Annotated in this window: 16 protein-coding genes, 1 tRNA gene and 1 pseudogene; 8 read left to right on the forward strand and 10 right to left on the reverse strand. The window is 67.2% G+C overall.

Going from position 1 to position 20487, the window contains the following annotated elements:
- Position 1 precedes the first annotated feature (1 nt).
- The 3 genes from GM1_RS10955 to GM1_RS10965 are packed head-to-tail and all read right to left on the reverse strand — an operon-like array spanning position 2 to position 2742.
- Positions 2 to 1393, reverse strand: a complete 1392-nt coding sequence (locus GM1_RS10955) for a sensor histidine kinase (protein ID WP_008378801.1) — start codon at positions 1391 to 1393, stop codon at positions 2 to 4.
- 4 nt (positions 1394 to 1397) lie between these two features.
- The gene (locus GM1_RS10960) at positions 1398 to 2084 is read right to left on the reverse strand and encodes a response regulator transcription factor (protein WP_040519906.1); all 687 of its coding nucleotides are present in this window, start codon (positions 2082 to 2084) and stop codon (positions 1398 to 1400) included.
- A gap of 7 nt (positions 2085 to 2091) precedes the next feature.
- Complete coding sequence (locus GM1_RS10965; protein ID WP_008378803.1) at positions 2092 to 2742, reverse strand: phosphatase PAP2 family protein; 651 nt, start codon at positions 2740 to 2742, stop codon at positions 2092 to 2094.
- Positions 2743 to 2796: 54 nt separating this feature from the next.
- On the opposite strand from GM1_RS10965, the gene GM1_RS10970 reads away from it, so the two are divergent.
- The 4 genes from GM1_RS10970 to GM1_RS10985 all read left to right on the forward strand — a co-directional run bounded on the left by GM1_RS10970 (position 2797) and on the right by GM1_RS10985 (position 8996).
- A complete protein-coding gene (locus tag GM1_RS10970) occupies positions 2797 to 3492 on the forward strand; it encodes a DNA alkylation repair protein (RefSeq protein WP_052005380.1) in 696 nt (231 codons plus the stop codon).
- A 44-nt stretch (positions 3493 to 3536) separates the two neighbouring features.
- Positions 3537 to 6032, forward strand: a complete 2496-nt coding sequence (locus GM1_RS10975) for an ABC transporter ATP-binding protein/permease (protein WP_008378806.1) — start codon at positions 3537 to 3539, stop codon at positions 6030 to 6032.
- Positions 6029 to 7723 (forward strand): ABC transporter ATP-binding protein, encoded by a 1695-nt coding sequence (locus GM1_RS10980; RefSeq protein WP_008378807.1) that lies wholly within the window; start codon positions 6029 to 6031, stop codon positions 7721 to 7723. The genes GM1_RS10975 and GM1_RS10980 overlap by 4 nt, the downstream gene beginning before the upstream one ends.
- Before the next feature lie 304 nt (positions 7724 to 8027).
- Entirely contained in the window at positions 8028 to 8996 is a 969-nt protein-coding gene (locus GM1_RS10985) for an acyl-CoA thioesterase (RefSeq protein ID WP_008378809.1), read from the forward strand.
- A 1-nt stretch (position 8997) separates the two neighbouring features.
- On the opposite strand, the gene GM1_RS10990 is transcribed toward GM1_RS10985, so the two are convergent.
- Both GM1_RS10990 and GM1_RS10995 read right to left on the reverse strand, forming a co-directional pair.
- Positions 8998 to 9609, reverse strand: coding sequence for a LysE family translocator (locus GM1_RS10990; RefSeq protein ID WP_040519943.1), 612 nt, complete (start codon positions 9607 to 9609; stop codon positions 8998 to 9000).
- 142 nt (positions 9610 to 9751) lie between these two features.
- Positions 9752 to 9833, reverse strand: a tRNA-Leu gene (locus GM1_RS10995).
- A 54-nt stretch (positions 9834 to 9887) separates the two neighbouring features.
- Here GM1_RS10995 and GM1_RS11000 point away from each other — a divergent pair.
- On the forward strand, positions 9888 to 11387 hold the full coding sequence (locus tag GM1_RS11000; protein ID WP_008378812.1) for a DUF7782 domain-containing protein: 1500 nt from the start codon (positions 9888 to 9890) through the stop codon (positions 11385 to 11387).
- Positions 11388 to 11398: 11 nt separating this feature from the next.
- On the opposite strand, the gene GM1_RS11005 is transcribed toward GM1_RS11000, so the two are convergent.
- Positions 11399 to 12064: a lysophospholipid acyltransferase family protein gene (locus tag GM1_RS11005; RefSeq protein ID WP_008378815.1), complete on the reverse strand. Its 666-nt coding sequence runs from the start codon at positions 12062 to 12064 to the stop codon at positions 11399 to 11401.
- Between the two features lie 69 nt (positions 12065 to 12133).
- Between GM1_RS11005 and GM1_RS11010 the strand changes: the two genes are divergently transcribed.
- Positions 12134 to 12643, forward strand: a complete 510-nt coding sequence (locus GM1_RS11010) for a TetR/AcrR family transcriptional regulator (RefSeq protein WP_008378817.1) — start codon at positions 12134 to 12136, stop codon at positions 12641 to 12643.
- A 33-nt stretch (positions 12644 to 12676) separates the two neighbouring features.
- On the opposite strand, the pseudogene GM1_RS11015 reads toward GM1_RS11010, so the two are convergent.
- The 3 genes and pseudogenes from GM1_RS11015 to GM1_RS11025 all read right to left on the reverse strand — a co-directional run bounded on the left by GM1_RS11015 (position 12677) and on the right by GM1_RS11025 (position 16857).
- Positions 12677 to 13896: pseudogene (locus GM1_RS11015) on the reverse strand (trans-sulfuration enzyme family protein).
- Entirely contained in the window at positions 13893 to 15041 is a 1149-nt protein-coding gene (gene opgC / locus GM1_RS11020) for an OpgC domain-containing protein (protein ID WP_008378823.1), read from the reverse strand. The pseudogene GM1_RS11015 and the gene opgC overlap by 4 nt, the downstream one beginning before the upstream one ends.
- 28 nt (positions 15042 to 15069) lie before the next feature.
- Positions 15070 to 16857 carry an AMP-dependent synthetase/ligase gene (locus GM1_RS11025; RefSeq protein WP_008378824.1) on the reverse strand — a complete coding sequence of 596 codons (1788 nt, stop codon included), beginning with the start codon at positions 16855 to 16857 and terminating at the stop codon, positions 15070 to 15072.
- A gap of 120 nt (positions 16858 to 16977) precedes the next feature.
- Between GM1_RS11025 and GM1_RS11030 the strand changes: the two genes are divergently transcribed.
- Positions 16978 to 18702: a DEAD/DEAH box helicase gene (locus GM1_RS11030; protein WP_008378826.1), complete on the forward strand. Its 1725-nt coding sequence runs from the start codon at positions 16978 to 16980 to the stop codon at positions 18700 to 18702.
- Positions 18703 to 18784: 82 nt separating this feature from the next.
- Here GM1_RS11030 and GM1_RS11035 read toward each other — a convergent pair whose 3' ends face one another.
- A complete protein-coding gene (locus GM1_RS11035) occupies positions 18785 to 19390 on the reverse strand; it encodes a TetR/AcrR family transcriptional regulator (RefSeq protein ID WP_008378828.1) in 606 nt (201 codons plus the stop codon).
- 100 nt (positions 19391 to 19490) lie between these two features.
- Between GM1_RS11035 and GM1_RS11040 the strand changes: the two genes are divergently transcribed.
- Entirely contained in the window at positions 19491 to 20483 is a 993-nt protein-coding gene (locus tag GM1_RS11040; protein WP_008378830.1) for a hypothetical protein, read from the forward strand.
- Positions 20484 to 20487: the final 4 nt, after the last annotated feature.

Genomic DNA, 20487 nt, shown 5'->3' on the forward strand with positions numbered 1-20487 from the left:
GTCAGGTCCCGCCGGTGGAGCGACTGTGCGGCGGTCGTGTCGTAGGTGGTCGGGTCTGGGAGTCGGCGACCTCTGCGACAAAGACCGTCGCAGGTGAGCCCTCGACGTCGGTGCGCAGGTATCGGACGTCGCCGCCGAGCAGTTGAGCGTTCTCCCTGGCGATCGCGAGGCCGAGGCCCGCGCCCCCGGTGCGCGTCCGAGCGTCCGACGCCTTGTAGAGGCGCTCGAAGATCCTCGACACGTGTTCGGCCGGGACCCCTGGGCCGCGGTCGACGACGGCGACCGTCAGCACTCCCGGTCGGTGCGAGATGTGAACCGACACGGGGGAGGCGCCGTGCCGGACGGCGTTCCCGACGAGATTCGTGACCACTGCGACAAGGCGCCTCGGGTCGGTCGACACCGATATCGTCGACCCTCGGATCTCGACGTCCGACCAGCCGCGGCGATCGAGCGCGTCGGTCAGGACCCGCAGGACGTCGACTGTCTCGACGGAGATGTCGGCCAGCCCCGCATCGCGGCGCGTCATCTCGAGCAGATCCTCGACCAGGGCCGCCATCGCGGTGACCTCACGGGAGACCAGGCTCGCCGCTCGTCCCGCGTATCCCGGGTCGTCGGCCAGTTCCTCCTGCAGCACCTCTGCGGCGGGCACCATCGCGGCGAGCGGGGACCTCAGCTCGTGTGACACGTCTGCGACAAACCGTTGCGCGCGTTGTTCCTCTTCCTTCAGCACGGTCAGCGCGGCGTCCTGCTCATCAAGCATGTCGTTCAACGATGCCGTCACGTCCTGCAGCTCGCGCACGTCTGTCGGCGGCATGCGGACGCCGTCGTCACCTGCTGCGATCCTCTTGGCCGCGCTTTCGACATTCTTGAGCGGGCGCACGACGGACCGGACCACGAACGCGCCGAGCGCGATGCCGAGCACCACGCTGCCTGCCACGGCCGCAGCGAGAATCGTCATGAGGTGATTGAGGCGTTCGGACACGTCGAGCAGCGGCCTGACGACGAAGTAGCTGCGAGTGGGAAAGTCTCCGCCCGGCTGATACCCGATGGCTATCCGCTCGGAGGACAGTCGTTCGAACCGGAACAGGGTGGGATTGCGGTCGACGTTGGCGCGGAGGTCGGTCGGCACGAGATCGGCGGTGGCCCGCGGATCGGCGATCACCTCGCCGCCGACGGTGACGATGACATCGGCGGGGACGTCCATCGGGTTGTCGCGGAGCGCTGCCATCTCGTCGGTGAACGTCGCCAGAGCGGCGTCCTGCGCGTCCTGGTAGGCCCAGGATCGGGCGGACAGAGCGGTGGCGCCGCCCGCGCCGAGCGCGGTCACGAGCACAACGAGCACAGTCCCCAGGAGGACTCGGGCTCGCAGGCTGGGGAGCAGTCTGGCGATCACGGCGTCACTCGCATGGTGCGAACCGATAACCGAAACCGCGGACCGTCTCGATGTGGTGGTCTCCGATCTTGGTCCTCAAACGCTGAATCGCGTTGTCGACGAGGCGTGAATCTCCGAGATACGACTGGTCCCACACGAGTTCGAGGAGCTGATCCCGGCTCAGGACCTGGCCGACGTGATCGGCGAACGTCAGCATCAAGCGAGTCTCGGTCGGGCTCAGCGGCAATGGTTCCCCGTCCCGCCGCACCTGGGCGGCACCGCGATCGACGATCAGGTCGCCGAGGGCCACGGAGCCGGGGGTCGCCGTCGACGGAGGTGGACCGACCGTGGCACTCGCGACGCGTCGGACGTTCGCCTTGATCCTGGCGTCGAGGACTCGCGGGCTCACCGGTTTGACGACGTAGTCGTCCGCGCCGGCTTCCAGCCCAGCGACCATGTCGATGTCGTCCGACCTGGCGGTCAGCATGATGATCGGGATGTCACTGATCGCCCGAATCGAACGGCAGATGCTGAAGCCGTCCGCGCCGGGCAGTCCGATGTCGAGAATCACGACGTCTGCTGCGTCGAGAAGCCCCGGCAGTCGGACGCCGGGATCGGCGGGCTCGGCCCGCACAGTGTGATCGAGGCGTTCCAGGCTCATCTGAAGCGCCTCGACGATGTGCGGGTCGTCCTCGATCAATAGAAGTCGCATGCTTGGACTAGCTTTGCACAGTGTGGAGCCTGGTCCCGGGGTTCGTCTGCTGCATGGCCACGCGGGGACCACGAACGGGCACCAGGCACTCAGCGGCAGCCGCGGCGGCGATCGCGATGAGCCAGCCCCCGATCACATCCGACGGCCGGTGCCACTGCAGGGCGACGACGGCGGCCGACACGACGACGGCTCCGACGCTCGATCCGACTGCTACCACGGTCCTGACCCGCTGCGGAACCACAACGACCAGGGCCATCCCCGCTGCGACGAACGCCGCGACGGTGTTCGACGGAAACGAGTTGTTGGCGGTCCCGACACCGAACGACGGTCGGTCGAGGCCGTGCTTCAGGAACACTGCGGCGGCGACGGCGCCGAGAATGACGGCCGCGGCGTGCACTGCCAGACGCGTCGATCGGCGCCACACACAGGCCGCGCCGATCACGACGCCGATGACGGCGAGCAGTATCAGCTGATGGGCGCCGAGCCAGCCGGTGGTCGGCACGTCGTTGCCCCACCGCGCCGCCCATGCCTTCATCGCGGCGTCGTCTGCGGCCTGTCCGGGGTAGGAGGCGACGAACATCGCGAAGGAGGCCACCGCTAGGCCGAAAGCTATGACGGCGCAGGTGAACGCGCCTATCCGGTGAGCAGAATTGGTCATGGTGTCCACCTTGCCGATCGGATGTCTCGGATGGGGGCGTCGGCGGACGCAGGAATGTCGCAACTGTGTCGCAGTTATCCTCGACTGGTGACCGATGTCGAGACGATCCTCGCCGAACTCGCCGACCTCGCTGACGAGAAGACGTCGGCGATCAATCGCAGGCACGGAGACGACCACGCGGTGAAGCTGTCGACGCTGCGTGCGATCGCGAAACGATGCAAGACGCAGCAACCCTTGGCCGTCGACCTGTGGGCGACCGGGGACACCGCGGCGCGACTGGTCGCTCTTCTGGTCTGTCGGCCGAAGGAGTTCACCGCGACCGAATTGGACACGATGCTGCGCGAGGCCCGCACACCGAAAGTGACCGACTGGCTGATCGGCAACGTCGTCGCGAAGAGTCCCCATCGGGAGTCGTTGCGGGTCGCCTGGCTCGACGACGCCGATCCGGCAGTCGCGGCGGCGGGATGGTCGCTGACCGCGGACCGGGTGGCCAAGGACTCCGACGGCCTCGATCTTCCAGCTCTGCTGGACGTCATCGAAGCCGAGATGAAGGACGCGCCGGACCGGCTGCAGTGGTCCATGAACACCACTCTGGCGCAGATCGGCATCGGCCACGCGGAACTGCGTGACCGGGCAGTCGCGATCGGTGAACGGTTGGGGGTGCTCGAGGACTACCCGACATCGCCGGGATGCACCTCGCCGTACGCGCCGACGTGGATCGCGGAGATGGTGCGCCGCGCGGAGGCGTGAACCACTCCTCTAAGATTAGGCAAACCTAATCTTCAGGAGAGTTCATGGGAACTGGATTCCAGGGCGCGATGCTGCGTGCACTCGGCGCGAAGAACCATCCGGCGACGGTCACCGGCGTCCGGTGGATCACCGACCACGTCGTTCGCATCGACTTCAGCTGCACCGAGATCATGTACCCGGCAGGCGAGAAGCCGACCGCCTGGATCCGTGCATGGTTTCCCGACGCAGACAATCCGTCCAAGTTCCACCAGCGCGGATACACCTTCGTCGACCCGGACCCGGCCGCCGGGACGTTTGCGCTGTGCTTTCTCGTCCACGAACCGGCAGGTCCGGCGTCGACGTGGGCCCGAACCGCGTCGATCGGCGACGAACTGCTGATGACCAGGCTCAGCGGTGACGGCTACGACGTGCCCGAGGACCCGCTCGGGTACCTGCTGCTCGGCGACGTCGCATCGTGGCCCGCGTTCGTCTCCCTGGTCGAGAAGATTCCGGCAGGCGTGCCGATCCGGATGGTTCTGGAGTATCAGAACGACGACGACCTCGACCTTCCCATGCCCGCTCACGACGGCCTGACCATCGATTGGGTGCCGACGAGCCCCGACCGCCGCGCGCTGGTGGACGCCATCGGCGACGACGACTACCGCGGGTGGGCCACCTGGGTGACCGCCGAAAGTACCGCGGTGCGGCTGGCGAAGTCCGCGCTGGCACGCGATCACGGCCACAACAAGGCTACGATGCACGCGCAGGCGTACTGGGCTGCCGGCCGTGCGATGGGCAAGCAGGCGGATGTGGACATCGCCGCCGACGCGCCGGATGTCCGGGAAGAGACCTCCACGAAGGCCACGTCGGTGCTCGCCCCCGCCGTGCCGGCGATGGTCATCGCCGGATTGTTCGCACTGGTCCTCGCGGTGCTCGAGGTGATCCCACTCGTCCTCTTCGCCGAACTGGCTCGACGACTCGTGTTTGGCGCCGAACGAGCCGAACTCGTCGGCGTTGGTGTCACGGCGTTGATCGTGCTGGTCGCAGGCGGCGTGGGCAGCGCCCTCTTGATCGCCGTCATGCACTTCTACGACCAGGTGTATGCGGCGGCGCTGCGCCGCCGGGTGCTCGACAAACTGTCGCGACTCCCGCTCGGATGGTTCGCCGGGCGACGCCACTCCGACGTCCGCAAGTCAGTGCAGGACGACGTCTCCGGACTGCATTATCTGATCACGCATGCGGTGCCCGACGTCATCGCCGCGATCGTCACACCGCTGGTGATTCTCGGATACCTGTTCTCCGTCGACTGGCGTCTCGCGCTGGTGCTGCTTGTCCCGGTGATCGTGTACGTCGTGATGATGGGCCGCCTGGCCACAGCCGACAAACCGCGTTTGACCAGGCGAATGCAGTGGTACGCGACGCTTCCCGGCGATGCAGAGCGATTCATCGGCGGGCAGCAGACCTCGCGTGTGTTCGGCGATAGGGCGACCGTCGATCTGCCCGGCGAGGTGCGGCGCCTCACCGATTTCGTGAAGGACTGGCAGAACGCGACTGTCGGCACCAAGTCGGTCCTGTTGCAGCTCAATCGACCGATGACGTCGATGGTGCTGGTCTGCCTCGCCGGCACCGCGTTGATCACCGCGGGCTGGATGGATGCTTTCGCGGTCCTGCCGTTCCTGATTCTCGGGACGTCGTTCGGCGACCGACTTCTCGGCGCGTCGTTCGCCGCCAACGGGCTGCGTGAGGGGATGGAGGCCAAGGCCGGCCTCGACCTGCTCCTGACCACCGGGGAGCTTCCTCTCGCCGACGACGACGTGCCGCCCACCTCCGGACCTGCGACCGTCGCGCTGCGCGGGGTCACGTTCGGGTACACGCCCGGACGCCCGGTGCTCGACAACGTCGATCTCCGACTCGCGGCCGGAACGACGACCGCGCTCATCGGGCCGTCCGGGGCCGGAAAATCGACGGTCGCGGCGCTGGTGGCACGACTCTGGGACCCGACATCGGGCACGGTGCTGATCGACGGCGTCGACTATCGAGATGTGCCCGAAGCGCAGTTCCGCAGCCAGGTCGCCGTGGTGTTGCAGGACGTGCAGCTCGTCCGCGGGACCATCGCCGACAACATCGCGCTCGGGATGCCGGACGTCGACCGGTCGGCGGTCGTGGAGGCCGCGCGCGCCGCGTACATCGATGACGTGGTCTCGACGTTGCCCGACGGATACGACACCGTCGTGGACCGCGAGAGTCTGTCCGGTGGCCAGCGGCAACGCATCGCGATCGCCCGCGCCATCCTCGGAGATCCGCGGCTGGTGGTGCTCGACGAGGCCACCGCAGCCGCTGATCCCGATTCCGAATGGGAGGTGCGACAGGGTCTCACTCGGCTGCTCGACGGCCGGACGGTACTCGTCGTCGCACATCGTCTGCACACGGTCGCCGATTCGGACCGCATCGTGGTGCTCGACGGCGGGCGGATCGTCGAGCAAGGACCACCGGCCGAACTGCTCGAGGCGGGTGGGCGATACGCGGCGATGACCGCACAAGCACAGGAGGCGCTCCGATGATCTTCACCGACCTTGCTGCGGTCACCGGCGGGACACATCGTGCCGACCGGGCAGCCTTTTACGGACTGACGATCTTCTCGACAATCCTGCAAGCCGCTGCCACGATCGGCCTGATACCGGTGCTCGCGGCGCTTTTCGGTGACGAGCCGGCCGATGCGTGGCCGTGGGTGGCGATGATGGCGGCGGCGCTGATCGTCGGATGGGCGACCGACATGGCCGTCACCAAAGCCGGCGTCCGAGTCGGATTCGGCGTGATCGACGCGGCGGAACGGGCGGGTGTGCAGGCGATCCGGACGCTTGACACCGCCGACCTGCACGGTGAGCGCGCATCGATGCTCCGTGACCTCGTCGCGAAGTCGGGACCGGACGCCGTGTCGGCGATCGTCCTGCTGTTCTCCCCGCTGATCCGAGCGGCTCTCCTCGTGCCGTTCCTGTCGATCGGCCTGTTCCTGGTGTCGTGGCAACTCGGCCTCGTCGGTCTCGTGGCCGGAGCCGCCCTGTTCGGCGCGTTCTTCCTCAGTCGACGCGCCGTGGCGAAGGCCGAGGACGGATTCGCTGCCGCCGGCCGCGAACTCGACGACCGGATGCTGGAGTACGCGTGGGCACAGCCGACACTGCGAGCCGCCGGTGTGGGGCCGCGCCTGGTCGACGGCGTGATCTCCAGGTCTCGCAGTCGTGGCTTCCGCCTGCTCGCGTGGCAGATCCCCGGGGACATCCTGTTCAGCGTGGTCGGACAGATCGTGCTCATCGCGCTAGGCGTCACGGCGGGCGCCCTGTACCTGTCCGACGACCTGTCCGGATCGACGGCGGCCGCGCTCATCGTCGTCGCCTTGCGCATGGTCGAGAGCACCGGATCTCTGTCGTTGCTGGCGACGCCGTACGCGGGAATCCAACGGACGCTCGCCGACCTGCGGGAACTCGTCGAGTCCGAGGTCGCCGTCCAGACATCGGCTGACGGCGCGGACGGCCCGGTCGACGTCGTCCTGGAGGCGGTCGACTACAGCTATCCGGACGGAACTCGTGCGCTGGACGGTGTTGATCTGACGTTCCGTCGCGGTGAGATCACGGTGATCGTCGGACATTCGGGATCGGGCAAGTCGACGCTGCTCGATGTCGTCGCGGGCCTGCGCGAACCGTCAGGCGGACAAGTGTCGGTCGGTGGTTCGACGTCGGACGCGGACACGCGACTCGCGGGCTCCGCGGTCGTCTTCCAGACCACACTCCTTCGGCCCGGAACCGTCCGCGAGAACGTGATGACCGGAGACGCCGCCGACTTGGTGGAGATCGCGGATCTCGCTCAGCTGGACTCCGTGTTGGCGGGCCTGCCCGACGGCTGGGAGTCGAAGATCGGTGAGGGTGGAAACACCCTGTCCGGAGGCGAACGCCAGCGGGTCGGTCTCGCTCGGGCACTGGCCAAACCGGCCGGTGTGCTGTTGGTGGACGAAGCGACGTCGTCGCTGGACGTGGTGACCGAACGGGCGGTCGTGGACTCGCTGCAGCGCATTCGGGGCACTCGCACGATCGTGGTCGTCACGCACCGTCCTGCGCTCGTGGCGATCGCCGATTCGGTCGTGGTGCTCGATGGCGGGCGTGTGGCCGAGTCCGGCCCTGTCGACGGTCTCCTCACAGGCGGCGGTGTGTTCGCCGATCTCTGGGAACGCTGGCGAGCGTCGGAGGGCTGGCAGGTCTGACACCACGGTTCCTCCGTGCACCGCAATGGACCGTCCTGCCAGGTGCCTGAGCACAGGATCGCTCGGCCGTTTGGATCCCGCGACACGCTCTCGACCGAGGAATCGCAGGGTTCGCCGATGTCGTGTACGGAACCGTCGTCGTCCCCGTGCGTGACCCATCGCGGTGGTGCAGCCGAACCCATCTATGTGCCCGTAACGGCCGTGTTACCGCGACATGGCCGACCCCTCGCATCGTCACCCCAGCTCACTGTGCGTTTCCGGAACCTCCGACCATGGTGCGATACGACGATGAGGAGGCCGAAGGATGACGAGGAACGATCGTGAGATGACGCTGCGTTTCATGGCGGCGCCAACCGACGTGGCGACGATCGGCGGCGGTGTCCGGGGCGGGCGGATCCTGGAGTGGGTCGACAAGGCGGCGTATGCGTGCGCGGCGGCATGGTCGGGCGGGTACAGCGTGACCGCGTACGTCGGGAACATCAGCTTCGGCCGGGACATCGAGTCGGGCGACATCGTCGAAGTGACGGCGACCCTCGTCCACACCGGACGGACGAGCATGCACATCGAGTGCTCGGTGGCTTCCGCGGATCCTCGCGTCGGCACGTTCACCGAGGCGAGTCGATGTCTTCTGGTGTTCGTCTCGGTCGATGAGGAGGGGACCCCGACGCCCGTTCGACAGTGGGAGCCCGTCTGGGCGGCCGACGTCGCACGGTCGGACGCAGCGTGTGCCCGCACCGAGGTTCGGAACAGGATCACGGCGGCGATGAGCGACGCGGACTACTCCGGCACGTCAGCGGCGCTCAACGTCTCGACGCGCTTCTTGGCGGCCCCGACCGATGTCAACTGGGGCGGCAAGGCCCACGGTGGGCGGGTGATGGGGTGGATCGACGATGCCGCGTACCTGTGCGCGGTGCGCTGGTGGTCGGGGGAGGCGGTGACCGTCTACATGGGCGGGGTGCGCTTCTATCGGCCCATTCACATCGGTCAAGTGGTCGAGGTGCAGGCGCGTCTGATCCACACCGGCCGTCAGACGATGCACGTCGCCGTCCACGTGTACGCGCATTGGCCGCGGGAAGGACGTGAGACGAGGCGGCTCGCCGCGCATAGCCTGACTGTTCTGGCCGCTCTCGACGTGAACGGTGATGCCACCGACGTGAAGCCCTGGACCCCACAGCTCCCGAAAGACATCGCGCTCGACCTGCACGCGCGTGACCTGATCACGATTCGCGGCAAGCGCCGACCAGCCCGCGAACATCGGATGGTCGAGATCTGACCTACTCGGTCGCGAGCCGGACTCCGAAGCCGATGAGGGCGACGCCTGCGACGGCATCGATGCGTCGTCGGATACGCGGCGTCTGCATCCAGTTGGCGATCCGGCCCGCGGCGAGGACGAGGGCCGCGAAATACACGCAGGTCAGGGCTACGTAGAGCATTCCGAGGCCGAACGTGGTCCATGCTGCCGAGTAGCCGTCCGGCACAAAACCGGGCAGGAGCGTGATGAACAGGATGCCGATCTTGGGATTCAGAATGTCCGTGAGGAATCCCGCGAGGAACCCTCCTGCGCGCCCGTCGGCCGGCGCAGGCTCCGGTTGGGCAGGCAGGGCACGCATCGACCGCAGAGTCTGGACGCCCATCCAGACCAGGTAGACGCCTCCGACGATCTTCAGGATCTCGAAACCGATCTCGCTGGCTTGAAGCAGCGCGGACAGTCCGAGGACTGCGGCGATCACCCAGACGAGCAGTCCGCAGACGACGCCGAATGACGTCCGCACTCCGCCCGCCCGCCCGTCGCGTGTCAGGCCGCGGATCACTACAAGTGAGTCGGGTCCGGGGAGGATCACGAGGAGGACGGCCGCCACGGTGAAGGACGCGAGGGAGGCGAGCATGTCGTCCATACTAAAGGCCGACAGTGTGACTGAAATCGTCCCAGGGAGCTGACTCCGAGGGCAGTGCGCCCTCGGAGTGCGGGCGTGGGGACGATTTCAGTCATCGCCCGACGCTCAGTGCCGCTTTTGCGGGCATGATCTGTGCGCAAGAAGGGACTTGAACCCTCACGTCCGAAGACACTGGAACCTAAATCCAGCGCGTCTGCCAATTCCGCCACTCGCGCGCGACGCCGAATCGGGTCGGCGTGCGAAGAACACTGTACCGGTACGCTCGGGCGGTGACGGCATACCCACTCTCAGATCCAGACCTCGTCGACGCCCTTGGCGGGGCACTGCGTGCCGCGGACTTCTCCTCGGAGGGCATCGACGGTCTTCTCGGCGAGCAGGCGAGCACGGCGCTCGTCAACGGATCATGGTGGCCCGCGCTGCGTGCCACTCGCCGGGTCGACGCCGATCCTGCGCTCGCAACCCTCGTCAGGCTCTTTCTGCTCGGTTCCACCGAGCCCGAGTTCCAGGTCGCCGAAGCACTCGCTCCCGTGACGGTGCAGGCGCTCGTCGACGGAGGTGTGCTCGATCGGTTCGACGGTGGGGTCCGCGCGCTCCTCGACATCCGTCCTCACGGCAGTGACGCGTCCGACTACCTGGTGGTCGCCGATCAGGATGCGTCGATGCGTCCGGGCTCCGTTGAGCACGATCATGTGCTGGGCATCGGCGGTGCGTCGATGTCGTTGGCGCAGGCTGTGATTCGCACTCCGGCCCGGCGTGCGCTGGACCTTGGAACCGGATGTGGTGTGCAGGCGCTCCACATGGACGGCCACTGCGATGAGATCGTCGCCACCGACACCAATCCGCGGGCGCTCGCACTCGCGGCAGCGACGGCACGGCTCAACGGAATGCAGTGGGATCTGCGGGACGGCAGCTTGTACGAACCGGTCGAGGGGGAGACGTTCGACCTCATCGTCTCCAACCCGCCGTTTGTGGTCGGGACCGGAGCGCAGGACTACATCTACCGTGACTCCGGCATCGTCGGAGACGGCGTCAGCAGGCAGCTGATCGAGAACGCCGCCACGTACCTCAACCCCGGTGGGATCGCGCAGATGCTCGCCAACTGGGTGGTCTACGACGAGGAGCGCTGGGACGAACGCGTCCGAGCGTGGGTGGAGACCAGTGGTCTCGACGCCTGGGTGGTGCAGCGCGAACTCGCCGATCCGATCAGTTACGTGTCCCTCTGGGTGTCCGACGCAGGCGAGTCGCCCGAGGACGCGGCCCGTCGAGGGGCGGACTGGCTCGACTGGTTCGAACGCGAGGGCATCGTCGGGATCGGCATGGGGTCGGTCACTCTCCGTCGGCCGCTGGAGGATCGTGCGGTGGACGTCACGATCGAGGAGATCACCGCGGCAGGGCAGGAAGTCACTGGTTTCGAGGCTCAGGCTTGGTGGCGACGCCGTGACTTCCTGCGCAACACATCCGACGAGGACCTCCTCGCCGCGCGTCTCACCACGCCTCCGGTCTTTCTGGAAACCCAGTCGCTTCCCGGGGACGAGGGCTGGCAGCAGGTCGGTGCGTCCGTCACCCGCCCGGGCGGTCCCGGGGCGGTGCTCGGCGTCGACGAAGTGTTGACCGCGCTGCTCGCCGGCTGCCGCGGCCAGGTACCGCTGGCTGCGCTGATCACCCTGCTCGCCGACTTCCACGGTGTCGACGCCGACGCATTGGCACAGGCCGCGTTGCCGTCTGTGCGCGACGCGATCGGCCGGGGGATCCTGCACGTCGCCGACTAGGCGCCTCGACGTCAGCGTCGGGCGTACTCGTCGACGTACGGCAGGTCGCCGAGGCGGCGGATGGCGGCCATCAGGTCGTCGGTTGCCGCTCGAACATCGTGCTCGCGTCCCAGGATATCGTCTGTCGACAAGGGCTCGCCGATGTGAACCGTCACTGCTCCGCGACGAACCCGACGTGATCCGGCGGGCGTCACGTCGCGCGTCCCGGAGATCGCGACGGGGACGACAGCGGTGCCCGGCACTCGCGCAGCGACACGCATCGCACCCGTGTGGCCACGGTGCAACCTCCCGTCGGGAGACCGAGTGCCCTCGGGGTAGATGGCCCACGCCCGACCGCTGCGAAGGACTCGTTCGGCGGCGTCGAGGGCTGAGTGATCCCCGCCCGAACGGTCCACCGGGATCTGACCGGTGCCGGCGAAGAACGCTCGTGCAGCGCGTCCGCGAAGGCCGGAACCGGTGAAGTACTCGGCTTTCGCGAGAAACGACAGTCGTCGTCGGATCGCCAAGGGGAGGATCAACGAATCGATCTCGGCGAGGTGGTTCGACGCGACGATCACCGGTCCATCAGCGGGAACGTTGTCCCGGCCGATCACGGTGACGCTGATCCGCCGCCTGAGTGCAGGGCCGATGAGGACGTGTTTGCAGAGCGGGTACAGGACTGAGGCGGCAGTCGGCATCGGTATCCTCCACGAGTGGTAGACAGTGTCTACTCGACATTCTGTGGTGCCTTCGTAGACACTGTCAACATGGAGGCCACGCGTGACCGTCTCGTGGCGGCAGGAGTCGAGATCGTCGACGAGTCGGGACTCAGCGCTGTCGGCATTCGAGCGGTGGCCGCGAGAGCCGGTGTCTCGCACGGTGCCCCGCGGCGATACTTTCCGACGCTGGAGAGCCTGCTCTCCGCGATCGCGGCGAGTGGCGTCGCCGACCTGGACCGAGTGCTGTCGCCCGCGATCGAGCACGGCATCGCCGACGCGGCTGTCGAGTACTGGCGATTCGCGCAGCGGCGACCGGGGATGTTCGAACTGATCTTTCGTCACGATCTGCTCGACGGTGCAGGGGAGGATCTGCGGTCGAAGACGGGTCCGTGGTTTCGTGCGATCGTGTCTGCAGTCGGTGAACCCGACCGCGCGCTGACCTGCTGGGCCGCGGTCCACGGTCTGTGCGTCTTGGCGGCCACCCGAGTCCCCGACGCCGTCGGCGTGACCGTCGACGAGGACGTGATACGCCGCGTCGCAGCTGGATTCGGGCGCTGAGTCGGAACGTCGGACTGCAGTCGTCGCCTGCGGTCAGGAGCAGGCGATGTCGAGAGCCGCGGCGAGATCGGCCTTCAGATCGTCGACGTCCTCGAGACCGACGGAGAAGCGCAGGTGACCGTACTCGCGGAACCCGTCGGGGTAGGCCGCGACACGGGGTCCGGTGGTGCCGACGTGCACGATCAACGATTCGTCGTGACCGACCGACACCGCCGACGTGATCACGCGCAGCGCCGCGACGAAGCGATTCTGCAGGTCGGGATCGCCCTTCAATGCGAACGACATGATGCCGCCGAATCCCGCGTCGGGCGCGCCGCGCCGCCGAACTGTCGGACGGCGAGGTCGTGCTGGGGATGTGATTCCAGCCCGGGGTAGGCGACGTATGCGATGCGCTCGTCGGACTCGAGGAATCGCGCGAGTTCCAGAGCCGACGCCTGATGCTGGCGAAGGCGCAGGGGGAGAGTGACGGAGCCGCGCATGATCAGCCATGCGTTGAACGGCGAGATCACACCGCCGACGTCGACCATCGCCTCCGACCGGATCGGCTCCACCGCCGTCGCCGTGCCGATCACCGCACCGCCCATCGCGTCGCCGTGCCCGTTGATGTACTTGGTCAACGAGTGCACGACCAGGTCGGCGCCGTGGTCGAGCGGACGGAACAGCGGCGGGGGAGTGAACGTCGAATCCACCATGAGCAGTGCGCCTGCGGCATGAGCGAGGTCGGCGAGCGCCGCGATGTCCGCGACCTTCGTCGTCGGATTCGCGATCACCTCGGTCACGATCAACTTGGTGTTCGGCCGGATCGCCGCGCGCACGTCGTCGAGGTCGGCGATGTCGACGAACGTCGCGTCGATCCCGTACTTCCTCGGCAACAGAGACGTCCACAGTTTGTAGGTCGCCTCGTACGTCGCGTCGGCCACCACGACGTGATCGCCGACCGAGACATGCGAGAAGAAGACCGCGTGCAGCGCGGCGACTCCGGACGCCAGTGCAACCGCGTCCTGCCCGTGCTCCAACGCGACGAGCTTGTCCTGCAGTGCGATCTGGTTGACGCCGGTGTTCCGGGTGTACGTGAGGTGCTCCGGGTTCGACCAGTCCATCGTCGACGGGTCCGCAGGCAGGTGATACGAGTTCGCCATCGTGACCGGAACCCGGATCGCGCCGCCCTCGCCCTCGGCGTGATTCCCTCCGTGGACACTCCAGGTCTGCTCACCGACCGTAGACGCGTCGTGCTTGTCCGGGCGCTGTGTCATCGCTGTGCTCTCCCTGCTCGCTGTATCCCCGCCGCGCCTGCCTGGACCATCTGCATCGGCAGCCGGTGGAGCTTGTCGATCCGGAACCGACTGCGGGCTTCGGCCCACAACCAGCATGTCGCGAAGACCGCCACGGCCACCGTCATCGCCGTCGAAGGCGACCAGGGACGCGCGACGAGGACCGCGGGGACCGCGAGCAGCGCCAGCGCCTGGATCACGTACGAATCGAGACTGCGGGCACCGGTCGAGACAAGCGGACGCAGCACATCGCGACGAGTCCAGCGTAGGACTGCGCGGAAGACGCCGTACAACGTGGTCACCACCAGGAACGCCACGATCACCCGGACGACCCCGAGGTCGACTTTGTCGATCAGCCAACCGGAGTGGCGAACAACGGACTTGGACCGGATCACGTCACGAACGGTGAGGCCGACTGCCAGCGACACGGCGACCAGCACGGGGAGTGCGGCGTCGACCCGCTCGGGAACGCGCAGCCGGTCCCAGTGCCAGCCGATCACCAGCGCGACCACGAACAAGACCTGCCAGGCCGCCCAGTTCTGCACTTCGAGCCCGCCGGGGAACGACGTGACGACCATCCACCCGGCAGTCGAGGTCTGACTGACCACGTACAGCCCGATCGATCCGACCACGACGAGCGGCCACCATCGACGCATCAGAATCGGGATCACGGCCAGCGCGATAATCATCAGAATCAGGTAGAGCAGCAGGATGTTCCCACCACTGGGCAGGTAGCGCAGACCGAGCGCCCAACGGATCTTCTCGCCGACGTCGTCCGGATACGGCAACAGCGAGACTCGGCGGAACTCACGGCGAGTGAATGCCTGGGCCGCCACCACTGCGGCGAGCCCGATCGCGGCCTGGCACACGTACAGGACGGCGATCCGACGAATCAGCCGGTCCACGCTGTATCGCAGCGAGAACCGGCTGATCCACCGTTGATGGACGATGCCGAGCACCAGACCGGACAGCAGGACGAACGCACTCATCCCGTCCATGTAGGGGAACAGATGAGTCGGTTCGGCCGCCCAGGTGCCGTCCGCGAAGTGCAGACTGACCATGCTCCAGATGGCCAGCCCGCGCAGCGCATCGATCGCCAGATCGCGGCCGTGAGCGGACCGCGTCACGAGGTGAACGCGGGCGCAGCCCTGTCGATCACGAGTACAGGTCGGCGATCGCCTGCTGGTACGTCTCGTGAATCACGTTGCGCTTCAGCTTCATCGTCGGGGTCAGCTCGCCGGTGTCGATCGTGAAGTCGGTGTCGAGGACCTCGTACTTCTTGATCGCCTCGGCGTTCGACACCTTCTTGTTGGCGTCGGCGACCGCCGCGTCGAGTTCGGCGCGGATCGCCGCGTTCGTCGTCAACTCGGTCAGTGACGTGTCGGCGGGGAGCCCGTTGCGCTCGAGCCACCCGGGCACGGCCTCGGGATCCAGGGTGATCAGCGCTGCGATGAACGGCTTCTTGTCGCCGACGACGAGGCACTGGCTCACCAGCGGGTGCGCACGGATCGAGTCCTCGAGCTGTGCCGGGGAGACGTTCTTGCCGCCTGCGGTGACGATCAATTCCTTCTTGCGGCCGGTGATGAACAGGAACCCGTCCTCGAGGCGACCGATGTCGCCGGTGTGGAACCAGCCGTCCCGGATCGAGTCGGCGGTGGCCGCCTCGTTCTGCCAGTAGCCGCTGAAGACCATTCCGCCCTTGAGCAGGACTTCGCCGTCCTCGGCGATCTTGACGGTCACACCCGGCACCGGGCGGCCGACTGAACCGATCCGGCTGTGCTCCTGGCTGTTGGCGGTGACGGCGGCCGTCGTCTCCGACAGTCCGTAACCTTCGTAGATCGGAACCCCGGCGCCGCGGAAGAAGTGGCCGAGACGATCGCCGAGCGGTGCGCCGCCGGAGATCGCGCCCTCGCAGTTGCCGCCGAGGGCGTCGCGCAGCTTGCCGTAGACGAGCTTGTCGAAGATGGTGTGCTTGATCTTCAGAACCAGACCCGCTCCGCCTGCCTCCTCGGCGCGGCTGAACTCGATCGCGGTGTCCACGGCTTTGCCGAAGATGGAGCCCTTGCCGCCGTCGATCGCCTTCTGCTCGGCGGTGTTGTAGACCTTCTCGAACACTCGAGGGACCGACAGCACGTAGTTCGGCTTGAACACGGCCAGGTCGGCGATCAGGTTCGGGATGTCCGAGGTGTGCCCGAGGACCACTCCGTTCTCGAGCGCGGCGACGGCGACGACACGGGCGAACACGTGGGCCAGCGGCAGGAACAGGAGGGTCGACTTGCCCTCCTCCATGCCGGTGCCGACCGCGGCGGCCGTCGCCGCGGTCTCGGAGAGGAAGTTCTCGTGCGTCAGGACGACACCCTTCGGGCGGCCCGTGGTGCCGGAGGTGTAGATGAGGGTCGCGGCGTCGCTGCTCTTGGCAGCTGCCTCGCGCGCGTCGAGTTCGGAGTCGGGAACGTCCGCGCCGCGCTTGCGGAGGGCGTTCACGGCGCCGTCGTCGATCACCAGGGTCTCGCGCAGCGCCGAGGCGCCTGCGATCACTTCCTGGTGCTTGCTGCGCTGGCCTGCGTCTTCGACGATCAGGACCGACGCCGCGGAATCGGTGAGAATCCAGTCGACCTGATCGGGGGACGAGGTCTCGTAGATGGCGACAGTGGTGGCGCCCGTGCGCCAGATCGCGTAGTCGAAGAGGGTCCACTCGAAACGGGTGGACGAGAGCAGCGCGACGCGGTCGCCCGCGGTCACACCGGCGGCGATCAGCCCCTTGGCGACGGCGTCCACCTCATCGGCGAACTGTCCGGCAGTCACCGTCACCCACTGCCCGCCGTCTCCACGACGCTTGAACAGCGGGAGAGTCGGGCGTTCCTTGCGGTAACGCTGCAGAGTGCTGATCGTCGTTGCACTCGGATCGACGACCAAACTGGTGGGAGTGGTGTACTCCTGCATGTTCATTCCCCTCAAGTGGAAATCGCTCGAACCGCCCGGCGGGCGAATTCTTCGCTCGCACAGTACCAGTAGACCGGTGAGGCATGTCACAGGCCCTTTTCGGGGTAGCATCTACAGACGATGACTAAAGATTCCGCCGACGATTCGGCACCGGTGTCCAGCTTCGACGACTTCGACATCGACGGTCGCGTGCGCGCAGCAGTCGACGAAGTCGGGTACGAGACGCCGTCGCCCATCCAGGCGGCGACCATTCCTCCGCTTCTCGAGGGACGCGACGTGGTCGGCCTCGCGCAGACCGGCACAGGTAAGACGGCGGCGTTCGCCATCCCCGTGCTGTCGCGCATCGACACCTCTGCCCGCAAGCCGCAGGCGCTCGTCCTGGCGCCGACGCGTGAACTCGCGTTGCAGGTGTCCGAAGCGTTCGGTCGGTACGCCAGCAAGATGCCCGAGGTGAAGGTTCTGCCGATCTACGGCGGCCAGAGCTACGGGGTTCAGCTGTCGGGTCTCCGCCGCGGTGCGCAGGTCATCGTCGGCACCCCGGGTCGAGTGATCGACCACCTCGACAAGGGCACGCTCGACCTGTCTGAGCTCGAATTCCTCGTCCTCGACGAGGCCGATGAGATGCTCACAATGGGCTTCGCCGAAGACGTCGAGCGCATCCTCGCCGACACTCCGGACAAGAAGCAGGTCGCGTTGTTCTCGGCGACCATGCCCGCCTCGATCGGCCGCTTGGCACGCAAGTACCTGAACAATCCGCAGGAGGTGACGGTCAAGGCGAAGACCGCCACCGCGTCGAACATCACGCAGAAGTACCTGCAGGTGTCGCACCAGCGGAAGCTCGACGCGTTGACTCGTGTCCTCGAAGTCGAGACCTTCGACGGGATGATCATCTTCGCCCGCACCAAGTCGGCGACCGAAGAACTCGCCGAGAAGCTGCGCTCGCGTGGCCTGTCGGCTATGGCGATCAACGGCGACATGGTCCAGGCGCAGCGCGAGCGCACCATCAACCAACTCAAGGACGGCTCGCTCGACATTCTCGTCGCCACAGACGTGGCCGCGCGAGGGCTGGACGTCGACCGCATCTCGCACGTCGTCAACTACGACATCCCGCACGACGTGGAGTCGTACGTCCACCGCATCGGCCGCACCGGTCGCGCCGGACGATCGGGCACCGCGCTGCTCTTCGTCTCGCCGCGTGAGCGTCACCTGCTCCGCTCGATCGAGCGCCATACGCGTCAGAGCATCGAAGAGATCGACCTGCCGAGCGTCGACGACGTGAACGCGCAGCGTGTCGCCAAGTTCGCCGACTCGATCACGTCGAATCTCGGGTCGAGCAATCTCGACATGTTCCGCGGCCTCGTGGAGAACTACGCCCGCGAGAACGACGTCGCGATGGCGGACGTCGCGGCCGCTCTTGCGCTCGAATCACGGGACGGCGGGTTCCTCATGGCGCCCGATCCGCCCGCGGGGCAGCGACGTGAGCGCAACGAGCGTCCGGAGCGTGCACCGCGCGGCAGCAACGGCGGTCATTTCGCGACCTACCGCATCGCCGTCGGACGCAAGCACAAGGTGTCGCCTGGAGCCATCGTCGGTGCGATCGCCAACGAAGGCGGCCTCACCCGAGGCGACTTCGGAAACATCAGCATCCGTGACGACTTCTCGCTGGTCGAGCTGCCGAACGATCTCGACTCCGAGACTCTGAACCTGCTCAAGCACACACGCATCGGCAAGAACCCGATCGATCTGCGCGTCGACATGGGCGCACCGCGTGGCCGCGGCGGATACAACAAGCGTGACGGCTACAACAAGCGGTCGCCGCGCGTCGCCGGTCGCGGCCGCGGCTGACGACACGCTCCACGCGTAACATTCACCGATTCGACGGGAAACGGGCCGATACCGGCCGGTAACCGTCGGATCGGTGAATCTTTTACGGCGAGACGGTTCCGTCGGCGTCCACGATCAGCTGGAGCCGGGGCCCGTACATCGCGATCACCTCGTCACGGCTCATCTCGGCGAACGTCGGGACTCCGATGAGATAGCGAACCATCGCCATGCCGAACACGCAGCTGATGAGCACGCGGGCGGTGTCCAGATCCACCCCGGCCTTCTCGGAGAGCAGTGGGACCATGCGGTGCGAGGCGAACTCGCCGAACGCATTCGATCGTCCGGGGTCGTTGACGATGGACCTCAGCAGTCCCTGGAGTGCAGTGCCGGTCGTCTCGCCCTCCCATGCTCCGGTGAACTCGGTGATCATCCTCGTGCCCAGCGCGGACCGGGGCCCAGTCGCGGCGCGCGTCAATTGCTCGGCGGGGTCGACCGGGACTTCGAGTGCTTCGACGAACAGGCCGTGCTTGCTGCCGAAGTAGTAGGAGACGAGCGCGACGTCGACGCCGGCCTCGGCGGCCACCGCGCGCAGTGACGTGCTCTTGAATCCGTTGCTTGCGAACATCTCTCGCGCCGCGGCCAGGATGTCGGCACGTGCCGTGGACTCTCCGCTGCGTCGTCCGGCTCGGGTGGATGAAGGCTCTGCCATGTGGTTCAGTCTACCTGAAATTCAACAGTTGTTGACTTGGCCCGGGGTTGGTCGTACCGTGTGCGTCAACAGTTGTTGAATTAATCGGAGGTTGTTGGCCATGTCCACGACAGTCCGCAAGCTGGGAGCCGTCGTCCTCGGACTCTCGATCGTCATTCCGCTCGTCCTGCTGATGTTCATCGGACCCGCGTCTCGGGGCACGCCGCACAAGGTGCCGATCGGTGTGGCGGGGCCCGCCGCTGCAGTGGGCCAGGTGAGCGCTTCGCTCGACCAGCACCAGCCGGGGGCCTTCGACGTCCGTGGGTTCGAGTCGTCAGACGACCTGCAGGACGCCGCGCGCAATCGTGAGGTGTACGGCGGGTTTGTGCTCGGCGCGCAGCCTCAGACGATCGTCGCGACCGGTGGCAGCCCCACGGTCGCGACGATGCTCACGCAGATCGGGACCGGGCTGGCCGCTCAGTCGGGTGCGCCCGCCGCCCCGGTCGTGGACGTCGCGCCGGCCACCGACGACGACTCGCGTGGTGCGGGGTTCGGTTCGATGGTCATGCCGGTCTTCATGGCCGGTGTCGCACTCGGCGCCACAGCGGCGCTAGTCGGACGTCGCCGCAGGGTGATCCTGTGGGCTCTGCCCGTCGGCGCCGCGGCCGTTTCGGCCGCGTCGATCGGCGTCGCGATGGCGGTGGGTGTGCTCGGCGGGGGATTCGTGCTTCAGTGGTTGGCTCTCGCCGCGGGGATCCTCGCGATCGCGGCGCCGGTCGCGGGTCTTGTCCGTGTCGTGGGTGCACCGGGGATCGGCGTGGCCGCGTTGCTGTTCATGCTCGTCGGAATGCCGCTCGCGGGCGTCTCCGCACCGCCGGAGTTCCTGCCGTCGATCTGGGCGACGGTGGGACAGCTGCTGCCGCTCGGCGCCACCGGGACCGCGCTGCGCAGTGCCGCGTTCTTCGACGGGGCCGGCTCTGCGGCGGCGTTCGCCGTGCTCACGGTGTGGATCGTCATCGGCTACCTGCTCCTGTCGGTTCCGAAGAAGACTCCAGAGGCAGCGAGTGACGGCGCCGCCGACGTCGATGAGCTGCGTGAACCAGCCGCAGTCTGACGGC

The organism is Gordonia malaquae NBRC 108250 (assembly GCF_000344135.1).
Classification (GTDB): Bacteria; Actinomycetota; Actinomycetes; order Mycobacteriales; family Mycobacteriaceae; genus Gordonia; species Gordonia malaquae.